This window comes from Enterobacter sp. SES19, assembly GCF_011765665.1.
Classification (GTDB): domain Bacteria; phylum Pseudomonadota; class Gammaproteobacteria; order Enterobacterales; family Enterobacteriaceae; genus Enterobacter; species Enterobacter pseudoroggenkampii.
The window spans coordinates 269,233-277,645 of the sequence record NZ_CP050320.1 but is presented as its reverse complement, the minus strand read 5'-3'; the positions used below and the strand labels follow the sequence as shown (position 1 = coordinate 277,645).

General features: G+C 56.6%; 9 protein-coding genes and 1 riboswitch. Of the genes, 3 read left to right on the top strand and 6 right to left on the bottom strand.

Going from position 1 to position 8,413, the window contains the following annotated elements; all coding sequences use genetic code 11:
* The first annotated feature begins 337 nt into the window (after positions 1 to 337).
* Both purH and purD read left to right on the top strand, forming a co-directional pair.
* Positions 338 to 1,927 carry a bifunctional phosphoribosylaminoimidazolecarboxamide formyltransferase/IMP cyclohydrolase gene (gene purH / locus GXP72_RS01270; RefSeq protein WP_048990362.1) on the top strand — a complete coding sequence of 530 codons (1,590 nt, stop codon included), beginning with the start codon at positions 338 to 340 and terminating at the stop codon, positions 1,925 to 1,927.
* A gap of 15 nt (positions 1,928 to 1,942) precedes the next feature.
* Positions 1,943 to 3,235 carry a phosphoribosylamine--glycine ligase gene (gene purD, locus GXP72_RS01265; RefSeq protein WP_090421140.1) on the top strand — a complete coding sequence of 431 codons (1,293 nt, stop codon included), beginning with the start codon at positions 1,943 to 1,945 and terminating at the stop codon, positions 3,233 to 3,235.
* A 46-nt stretch (positions 3,236 to 3,281) separates the two neighbouring features.
* Here purD and GXP72_RS01260 read toward each other — a convergent pair whose 3' ends face one another.
* From GXP72_RS01260 to nudC, 6 genes are all read right to left on the bottom strand, one after another.
* The gene (locus GXP72_RS01260) at positions 3,282 to 3,974 is read right to left on the bottom strand and encodes a DUF1481 domain-containing protein (protein WP_061716168.1); all 693 of its coding nucleotides are present in this window, start codon (positions 3,972 to 3,974) and stop codon (positions 3,282 to 3,284) included.
* An 11-nt stretch (positions 3,975 to 3,985) separates the two neighbouring features.
* Positions 3,986 to 4,258: a nucleoid-associated protein HU-alpha gene (gene hupA, locus GXP72_RS01255; protein ID WP_002445246.1), complete on the bottom strand. Its 273-nt coding sequence runs from the start codon at positions 4,256 to 4,258 to the stop codon at positions 3,986 to 3,988.
* Between the two features lie 186 nt (positions 4,259 to 4,444).
* Complete coding sequence (locus tag GXP72_RS01250; RefSeq protein ID WP_008503468.1) at positions 4,445 to 5,035, bottom strand: YjaG family protein; 591 nt, start codon at positions 5,033 to 5,035, stop codon at positions 4,445 to 4,447.
* Positions 5,036 to 5,076: 41 nt separating this feature from the next.
* Positions 5,077 to 5,748, bottom strand: a complete 672-nt coding sequence (nfi, locus tag GXP72_RS01245; RefSeq protein ID WP_032648402.1) for a deoxyribonuclease V — start codon at positions 5,746 to 5,748, stop codon at positions 5,077 to 5,079.
* Positions 5,749 to 5,757: 9 nt separating this feature from the next.
* A complete protein-coding gene (gene hemE / locus GXP72_RS01240; RefSeq protein WP_024908252.1) occupies positions 5,758 to 6,822 on the bottom strand; it encodes a uroporphyrinogen decarboxylase in 1,065 nt (354 codons plus the stop codon).
* Positions 6,823 to 6,860: 38 nt separating this feature from the next.
* Complete coding sequence (nudC, locus tag GXP72_RS01235) at positions 6,861 to 7,634, bottom strand: NAD(+) diphosphatase (protein ID WP_208763401.1); 774 nt, start codon at positions 7,632 to 7,634, stop codon at positions 6,861 to 6,863.
* 95 nt (positions 7,635 to 7,729) lie between these two features.
* Here nudC and GXP72_RS01230 point away from each other — a divergent pair, with 95 nt between their 5' ends.
* The gene (locus GXP72_RS01230) at positions 7,730 to 8,227 is read left to right on the top strand and encodes an Rsd/AlgQ family anti-sigma factor (RefSeq protein ID WP_023334107.1); all 498 of its coding nucleotides are present in this window, start codon (positions 7,730 to 7,732) and stop codon (positions 8,225 to 8,227) included.
* A 54-nt stretch (positions 8,228 to 8,281) separates the two neighbouring features.
* Positions 8,282 to 8,393, top strand: a riboswitch (TPP riboswitch).
* The last annotated feature ends 20 nt before the right edge of the window (positions 8,394 to 8,413 follow it).

Genomic DNA, 8,413 nt, shown 5'->3' with positions numbered 1-8,413 from the left:
GATTTTTTCTCTTCAACCGACCGGGTTGTTTGTGAAGTGATTCACATCCGCCGTGTCGATGGAGGCGCATTATAGGGAGTTCTCCGCAGGCCGCAACCGCTAAATGACAGAAAAATGACTGACTGCTGCATTCCACAGCAAAACCCCGCCTTATACCTTTTTACACACAGACTTATCCACAATGATACGAAAAAGTGAAAATGTGCGAGCGTTGCGCAAACGTTTTCGTTAAAATGCTCGCGCTTAACAAGGATGCCTCGTCAGGTGTGTTAGATGAGTTTTTCACAGGAAAATTCATCTAACGCTCTCTGTAATCGTGAAATCCAGGGGATTTACCATGCAACAACGTCGTCCAGTCCGCCGCGCTCTGCTCAGTGTTTCTGATAAAGCCGGTATCGTCGAATTCGCTCAGGCACTTTCCGCACGCGGTGTGGAGCTGCTTTCCACAGGCGGTACCGCTCGCCTGTTAGCAGATAAAGGTCTGCCGGTAACCGAAGTGTCCGATTACACCGGTTTCCCGGAAATGATGGATGGACGCGTCAAAACCCTGCATCCAAAAGTCCACGGCGGTATTCTTGGCCGTCGCGGTCAGGACGACGCCATTATGGAACAGCATGACATCGCGCCAATCGACATGGTAGTTGTTAACCTCTACCCGTTTGCCCAGACCGTTGCCCGCGAAGGCTGCTCTCTGGAAGATGCCGTAGAGAATATTGATATCGGCGGCCCGACCATGGTGCGCTCCGCGGCCAAGAACCATAAAGATGTCGCCATCGTCGTAAAGAGCAGCGATTACGAAACCATTATTAATGAGATGGATGCCAACGAAGGGTCGCTGACCCTGGAAACGCGTTTCGACCTCGCCATCAAAGCCTTCGAACACACCGCCGCGTACGACAGCATGATCGCCAACTACTTCGGTAGCCTGGTACCGGCTTACCACGGTGAAAGCAAAGATCCTTCCGGCCGCTTCCCGCGCACCCTGAACCTGAACTTCATTAAGAAGCAGGATATGCGCTACGGCGAGAACAGCCACCAGCAGGCTGCCTTCTATATAGAAGAAGAGGTAAAAGAAGCCTCTGTTGCGACTGCCCACCAGGTTCAGGGCAAAGCGCTCTCCTATAACAACATTGCCGACACCGACGCCGCGCTGGAATGCGTGAAAGAGTTCAGCGAACCAGCCTGCGTTATCGTCAAGCACGCGAACCCATGCGGCGTTGCCGTGAGCACCTCTATTCTGGATGCCTACGATCGCGCCTACAAAACCGACCCGACCTCTGCGTTCGGCGGCATTATCGCCTTCAACCGCGAGCTGGATGCTGAAACGGCTCAGGCCATCATCTCCCGCCAGTTCGTTGAAGTGATCATCGCGCCATCCGCATCCGAAGAGGCGCTCAAAATTACCGCTGCAAAACAGAACGTGCGCGTACTGGTTTGCGGCCAGTGGGCAGAACGCGTGCCGGGCCTGGACTTCAAACGCGTCAACGGCGGCCTGCTGGTTCAGGATCGCGATCTGGGTATGGTGACAGAAGCCGACCTGCGCGTGGTGACCAAACGTCAGCCGACCGAACAGGAACTACGTGACGCGCTGTTCTGCTGGAAAGTGGCGAAGTTCGTCAAATCCAACGCCATCGTCTACGCGAAAGAGAATATGACCATCGGAATAGGTGCTGGCCAGATGAGCCGCGTCTACTCCGCGAAAATCGCGGGCATTAAAGCAGGCGATGAAGGTCTGGAAGTGAAAGGCTCCGCCATGGCTTCTGACGCGTTCTTCCCGTTCCGTGACGGTATCGATGCGGCAGCTGCTGTCGGCATCACCTGTGTGATCCAGCCTGGCGGCTCAATCCGCGACGACGAAGTGATTGCCGCCGCCGACGAACACGGCATTGCGATGATTTTCACCGACATGCGCCACTTCCGCCATTAATTCCCGGAGCTGAAAATGAAAGTATTAGTGATTGGTAACGGCGGACGCGAGCACGCGCTGGCGTGGAAAGCGGCGCAGTCTCCGCTGGTGAAAACGGTCTTCGTGGCACCGGGCAACGCCGGTACCGCACTGGAACCCGCGCTGCAGAACGTGGCTATCGGCGTGACTGACATTCCGGCGCTGCTGAGTTTTGCCCAGAGCGAGAAAATCGACCTGACCATCGTCGGCCCGGAAGCGCCGCTGGTGATTGGCGTCGTTGACGCGTTCCGCGCGGCGGGCCTGACAATCTTCGGGCCAACACAAGGGGCCGCGCAGCTGGAAGGCTCCAAAGCCTTCACCAAAGATTTCCTCGCGCGTCATAATATCCCGACGGCGGAATATCAGAATTTCACTGAAGTGGAGCCTGCTCTGGCCTACTTACGTGAGAAGGGCGCGCCGATTGTTATCAAGGCCGACGGTCTGGCCGCCGGTAAAGGCGTGATCGTCGCGATGACGCTCGAAGAAGCCGAAGCCGCGGTTCAGGACATGCTGGCAGGTAACGCTTTCGGCGATGCGGGCCACCGTATCGTGATTGAAGAGTTCCTCGACGGTGAAGAAGCCAGCTTTATCGTGATGGTCGACGGCGAGCACGTTCTGCCGATGGCCACCAGCCAGGACCACAAGCGTGTGGGTAATGGCGACACGGGTCCTAATACCGGCGGGATGGGCGCCTACTCCCCTGCTCCGGTCGTGACTGACGAAGTTCATCAACGCACCATGGATCGCGTCATCTGGCCAACCGTGAAAGGGATGGCGGCGGAAGGTAACACCTACACCGGTTTCCTCTACGCGGGCCTGATGATCGACAAGCAGGGTAACCCTAAGGTTATCGAATTCAACTGCCGCTTTGGCGATCCGGAAACTCAGCCCATCATGCTGCGCATGAAATCCGATCTGGTGGGTCTGTGTCTGGCAGCCTGCGAAGGTAAGCTGGACGAGAAAACGTCAGAGTGGGACGAGCGTGCATCTCTGGGTGTGGTGATTGCTGCGGGTGGTTATCCGGGTAATTACAACACCGGGGATGAGATCCACGGTCTGCCGCTGGAAGAGATTGACGGTGCGAAGGTGTTCCATGCCGGTACGAAGCTGGCTGAAGACGATCGCGTTCTGACCAACGGCGGACGCGTGCTGTGTGCGACCGCGCTGGGTCATACCGTGGCAGAAGCGCAGAAGCGCGCCTATGCGCTGATGGCGGATATTCACTGGAACGGTAGCTTTAGCCGTCAGGATATCGGCTATCGCGCGATTGCGCGCGAGCAGGGGGAGTAATTCCTCCTCGCCCTCACCCTCTCCCTCAAGGGAGAGGGGATTTACCTCAGAAACTCTTCTCTGTCGGCTGCCAGGTACAGAAGTCTTCGTTCGCCACCAGCAGCAGCTGAGAGCCTTCCGGCGCTTCCAGCCACGCCACACTCACTTCCATTGAGGAATGACGCTGACGGCGTTGAATGTGTTCGGTCGCCCAGGATTCAAGCTCAGGCTTGACCGTTTGCCCTTCGCAGGTGGTTACCGTCCCGTCGTTATGCCAGCGCCCCTGGCGCAGCACAACGCGTCCCAGACGAAGCGCATCGCTGGTCTGGCGGATTTGTTCGGCACGGTAACGGTAGAGGGCGATTTGATCGCTGGAAAGCTGCTGTTTTTGACCGCCGACTTCGCGCTGCATAAAGCTCAGCTCGCCATGGTCGTCAAAACGCACTTTCACGTGTTCGGGGGTCTTGCTGTAGACGTTCAGTTCAATCAGCGACAGGTCATCCCCCTGCCAGCGATATTCCGCCGTCGACGTATTGCCGTTATGCCACGGGCTAAAGGCAGAAAGCAGATGCACTTCGCCGCCGGAATCTTTGCGCCAAATCCTGACCGCGCCCTGGTTGTCCGCGTAGCCGCTGGCGGTAAACGGCGGCAGGGAGGTGTCGTGGCTGCAGGCGGACAGCAGCAGCATGCCTGCCAGCGCGAGCGTTCCGCGCCAGAAAGACAAAAGGGGCGTTGCCGCCCCTTCGCTAAAACTGTTCACTGCCACGCGTCTTACTTAACTGCGTCTTTCAGTGCTTTACCAGAAACAAATGCCGGCACGTTCGCTGCGGCGATTTTGATTTCTTTACCGGTCTGCGGGTTGCGGCCAGTACGCTCAGCGCGGTGGTTCACTTTGAAGGTACCGAAACCAACCAGTTGTACAGCATCGCCTTCTTTCAGAGACTCAGTAATAGCAGCCAGGGTAGATTCCAGAGCAGCTTTAGCCTGCACTTTAGACAGATCAGCCTTGTCCGCAATTACATCAATCAGTTGAGTCTTGTTCATAAGTTATCCTTTCAATGTGTTTATCGCTTGCTAAGCATCGAGTGCGACGAAAATGCCAAAAAAGCACTCTCCTGCATACACGCACCGATAGCCACTTTTTTTCGCCCCCCAAATGTAGACCAGACAAGGGGCGAAAGGGAAGAGTCGAGGAGCGACAAAACGGGCGTTATCTCAAGTTTTCTTATCTCATTGGTTAAAAATTATACCAATATTACTCTCACCGGCCTCACGTAAGTCCGCACGCAGCCCTTTTATCAGTTCAATATCGCGTTCTTCACACTCTGCCAGCAGGCGGAAAATTTCCCACTGAATGTCCCATTCTTGCTCCACGGCCGGGTTTGCACGCAGCTCTTCATCGGTCATTTCGCGACCTTCCTGGGTCATTTCCAGCATCGCCACGGTCGTAATAGATGCCTTACTGACTTCAATAGCGTGCTCCAGCGTCTCACCGCTCAGACGGGAGTGAAGCAGTTCGCTTAACGCCACGCAGGCATCAATTGCCGGGTAGACGCCGTACAGGTCAAAATCATCCGCCACCGGAATCGCCTCTTCGAGCTTTTCGAGCTGAGAGTCGAAATTCACCTTCGCGTCTTTCACCGTCAGCGTTTCCCAGATCAGATCCAGAATGCGGCGGTAGATATGGCCATCACCAAAGCCCGTCTGCTTACAGAACGCGGCATAGTTGGGATACATGCGCTCGCACAGGCAAGCCATAAAGGTGACGTGCTGCCAGCTTTCCAGCTTTTCAAGGCGCAGGTGAATCGGGTTTTGTAGCATGATGATCTCTCGAATCGAAAATTAGGCGCAGTTTACCTGAATCACCGCTGAATTTCCTGCCAACGAACAAAAGCCGGACGCGAAGAGGCCACCGCGTCAGCCCAGCGCGTCGGCTCCGGTAAGCGGTAGCCGTTCATGCAGCGCTGTACCCACGCCAGAGCGCTGTCCATGCTCACCCGATGGCCGGTGGCGATGAATAGCGGATTACAGCGAGCCTTGCTGCGCCAGACCCACGCCAGCTGCTCGCCTTTATGGATAAGCGGTGCCAGCGCGCCCGGCTCGGCGGAGAGTGGCTCAAACGCGCCGCACAGGCGTTTCTTGGCAACGCCAATGGTCGGCACATCCACCAGCAGCCCAAAGTGGCTGGCAACGCCTAAACGGCGCGGGTGTGAGATCCCATGCCCATCGACAAACAGCAGGTCAGGTTTTTGCGAGAGCTGCTCCCACGCTGCCAGCAGCGCGGGATATTCGCGGAAGGAGAGAAAGCCCGGGATATACGGCATGGTGGTCGCGATACGCGCGACCTTGTACTCCACCAGCTCAAGCGAAGGGTATTTCAGTACCACCATCGCCGCTCGCGTCACTTCCCCACCCTGCTCGAACCCGACGTCTGCTCCGCCAATGTACTGCGGAGGATCCTTATCCAGACGATCCTCGCGGATCACCGATGAGGCCAGTTCGATTTGCTGAGCGCGTAGCGACGCGAGATCCATAACGACTCCTTACTTGTGATACTGGGCAGAAAGCCGATGCACCGCCTCCACAAATACGCCTGCGTGCTCTGGCGGTACATCCTGATGAATACCGTGGCCGAGGTTAAAGACGTGGCCTTCCCCCTGGCCGAAACCAGACAGTATAGTCGACACTTCTTCTTCAATGCGGGCTGGCGGCGCATAGAGCATGGACGGGTCCATGTTGCCCTGCAGCGCCACTTTGTCACCCACGCGACGACGCGCATCGGCAATATCGGTGGTCCAGTCGAGCCCCAGCGCGTCGCAGCCGGTTGCCGCCATCGCTTCCAGCCACTGACCGCCACCTTTAGTGAACAGCGTCACCGGCACGCGGCGACCTTCGTTTTCACGCAGCAGGCCGTCTACGATTTTGTGCATGTAATACAGGGAGAACTGCTGATAATCGCGCCCGGTCAGCACGCCGCCCCAGGTATCGAAAATCATCACCGACTGCGCACCGGCCTTAATCTGCGCGTTCAGATAGAGGGTGACGCTCTTCGCCAGCTTATCGAGCAGCGCATGCAGGGCCAGCGGCTCGGCGTACATCATCTTTTTAATCAGGGTGAAGGCTTTGCTGCTGCCCCCTTCCACCATATAGGTTGCCAGCGTCCACGGGCTGCCGGAGAAGCCAATCAGCGGCACTTCACCTTTCAGCTCGCGGCGAATGGTGCGCACGGCGTTCATCACGTAGCCCAGCTCGCCTTCCGGATCGGGGATCGGCAGCTTGTCCACGTCGGCTTTGCTTTTAATTGGGGAGGTGAAACGCGGGCCTTCACCGGTTTCGAAGTACAGGCCAAGGCCCATGGCATCCGGAATGGTCAGGATATCCGAGAAGAGGATCGCAGCATCCAGCGGGAAGCGGCGCAGCGGCTGGAGCGTCACTTCACAGGCCAGCTCGGCGTTTTTGCACAGCGACATAAAATCGCCCGCCTGCGCGCGCGTGGCTTTGTACTCTGGCAGATAGCGTCCCGCCTGGCGCATCATCCACACCGGGGTGACATCAACGGGCTGGCGCAGCAGCGCACGCAGATAACGATCGTTCTTCAGTTCGGTCATTTTTGCAGTTCCTTAAGCGTCATGGCCTCAGTGTAACACTACTCATACTCGGCCCGACACATCGCCACGGTATCTTCTATCAGCCGACGCGCCACGGTGCCCGGCGGAGGTAACAGCGGTAAATCGTCGTAGCGATACCAGTTCGCATCCAGCAGCTCTTTCTGATCGATAACGATCTCGCCGCTGTCATATTCGGCCATAAAGGCCGTCATCAGCGACTGCGGGAACGGCCACGGCTGGGAGGTGACGTAGCGCAGGTTCTTCACTTTGATCCCGCTCTCCTCCATCACCTCGCGCGCCACCGCCTGCTCCAGCGTTTCGCCCACTTCGACGAAGCCGGCCAGCACGGTATGAACGCCGTTGCGATGACGGGTATGCTGCGCCAGCAGGATGGAATCCTCCCGGCGGATAGCGACGATAATGCACGGCGCAATCTGCGGATAGTAGCGTTCGCGGCAGTGGTTGCAGAGCATCGCCCATTCGGTTTTGCTCGAACGCATGGTATGGCCGCAGTAGCCACAGTATTTATGCGAGCGGTAAAACTCGGCCAGCTGCACGCCGCGCCCCGCCAGCTGGAACAGCCCGACATCCAGATCCAGCACCTGGCGCACAGATCCCATATCCTGGCGGCGGGACTGTTGGATCAACCACACGGGCTCACCCTGCCACTCGCCGATCTGTAGCGCTGGCTGGCCAGCAAGATCGAACGCCTCAGCTGCGCCATAGGGGATTTCCCCGGCAGGAAGCCATAATTTTTGTTCGTGACTGACGATCCACCAACCAAGATCTGATTTTTCAATAATACGATCCATATCTATTGCACTACCTTCGCTTCACTGACATGTTGTTAGCATTGTGGTTACATTCTGGATAAGCAGATTCAATCCTACATTTTGTGGAGTCGACCATGTTAAACCAGCTGGAAAGCCTGACTGAGCGCGTTAGAGGAAGTAACAAACTGGTGGATCGCTGGCTACATGTGCGCAAGCATCTACTCGTGGCTTATTACAATCTGGTCGGCATTAAGCCTGGCAAAGAATCGTTTATGCGACTGAATGAAAAAGCGCTGGATGATTTTTGTCAGGGCCTGGTCGACTATCTGTCCGACGGCCATTTCAATATTTATGAACGCATTATCCGCGAAATGGAAGGGACAACACCGTATTTAGCAGCCAGCAAGCTCTATCCGCTGCTGGAAGCCAACACCCAGCAGATCATGGATTACTATGATTCCGCGCTCGAGAACGCCATCGATCACGATAACTATCTTGAGTTTCAGCGGGCGCTATCCGACCTCGGTGAAGCGCTGGAAGAGCGATTCACGCTGGAAGATAAGCTGATCGCCCTTGTACTGGACAATGATTTGAACATCAGTAACGAAGAGAACGTCGCGCGCCCTGCTTGAGTTCTTCACCGTTAACGAGTAATTTACAACCATTCGCCCCTCTCACGAGGGGGATTTTTCTTGTCGGAGTGCCCAGCGCCTGAAAGCGCGGGCTGAGACCGTTAATTCGGGATCCGCGGAACCTGATCAGGTTAATACCTGCGAAGGGAACAAGAGTCACACTGCTGTTGTATCGCCCCCCGGGCG